General features: G+C 60.0%; 2 protein-coding genes and 1 pseudogene (1 of these 3 cut by a window edge). 2 read left to right on the top strand and 1 reads right to left on the bottom strand.

The window, feature by feature from the left end; genetic code table 11:
• Together ACFFAR_RS23410 and lepB are read left to right on the top strand one after the other, a co-directional pair.
• A pseudogene (locus ACFFAR_RS23410) lies at positions 1-153 on the top strand (Gfo/Idh/MocA family protein); it begins 842 nt to the left of the window's first position.
• Positions 154-245: 92 nt separating this feature from the next.
• On the top strand, positions 246-923 hold the full coding sequence (lepB, locus tag ACFFAR_RS23415; protein WP_375508556.1) for a signal peptidase I: 678 nt from the start codon (positions 246-248) through the stop codon (positions 921-923).
• 25 nt (positions 924-948) lie between these two features.
• On the opposite strand, the gene ACFFAR_RS23420 is transcribed toward lepB, so the two are convergent.
• The coding region (locus ACFFAR_RS23420) for an ABC transporter permease subunit (RefSeq protein ID WP_375508557.1) at positions 949-1,184 on the bottom strand (236 nt) is incomplete at its 5' end.

Here is a 1,184-nt window from a genome sequence, read left to right on the forward strand (position 1 = left end):
CTGAACTACGAAACCGCGCACTTTTGCGAGCTGCTGCGCGCTGGGGCGATTGAAAGTCCGGTCATGCGTCACGCGGTATCGATGCAAATGATCTTCATCACCGACGCCGCCCGCCGCGACCTCGGCGTGCATTTCCCGTTCGAGACCGAGTGACAGACCGGTCTCGCCGCGCACCAACTTGTTTAAGCGTCATTTCAGATTGTCGCGATACGCTGCGACGTCTTCACATGCAGGGCATTTTTACCATGCGATTCTTATCCCGATTCTGGCGCGACAATCGCAAGCTGGTGGCGTTCCTGGTCCTGATGACCCTGTTTCGAAGCGCGATTGCGGACTGGAACGTGGTGCCAAGCGGTTCCATGTTGCCGACCATTCGCGAAGGCGACCGGATCGTCGTGGACAAGATGGCTTACGATCTGCGCGTCCCGTTCACCCATGTCGCGATCCTGCATCTGCACGATCCGCAGCGTGGGGACATCGTGACGGTGGATTCGTCGGCGGCGAAGGAACTGATCGTGAAGCGGTTGATCGGTCTGCCTGGGGACGTGGTCGCCATGCGTGACAACGTGCTCTACATCGATGGCAAACGCGCTGCTTACCAGCCGGTGGATGTCGCGGGCGTGGCGGGTGATTCATCGTCGCCGGGCGAGTATCTCGATGAGAAGCTCGGGCACGTTTCGCACGTGGTCAGGTTGTCGGTCCTCGCGCCGAGTCCACGGCGCTCGTTCGGGCCGGTGACCGTTCCGAAGGGGCAGTATTTGATGCTCGGAGACAACCGCGATGACAGCGCGGATTCGCGCTATTTCGGTTTTTTCCCACGCGATGAATTGATGGGAAGGGCGCGACGGGTTGCGTATTCGCTCGACCCGGAGAAACATTATTTTCCGCGCCTGGGAAGATTCGGCGCGCGGCTGGACGGCTAAGGAGACGGCTAAGCCTAAGTGCCGTTTAATGCCTTCCCGGCAGTGCCAATCTCCGCTCGAGCCGCCGTTGCACGAATTCCAGCACGCTGCACAGCACCCAATAAACCACGGCGGCGGCCAGATACAACGGCAAGGGCTGGTATGTGGCGGCGATCACTTCCTGCGCGCTGCGCAGCAGTTCGGTTACCGTAATCACGGAAACCAGCGACGTATCCTTGATGAGGCTGATGAGGCTGTTCGAAAGACTCGGCACGGCGATGC

It is taken from the genome of uncultured Caballeronia sp. (assembly GCF_964243625.1).
GTDB lineage: Bacteria > Pseudomonadota > Gammaproteobacteria > Burkholderiales > Burkholderiaceae > Caballeronia.

Coding starts and splice junctions, on each gene's coding strand:
- lepB (WP_375508556.1), top strand. CDS start 246: ATGCGATTCTTATCCCGATTCTGGCGCGACAATCGCAAGCTGGTGGCG.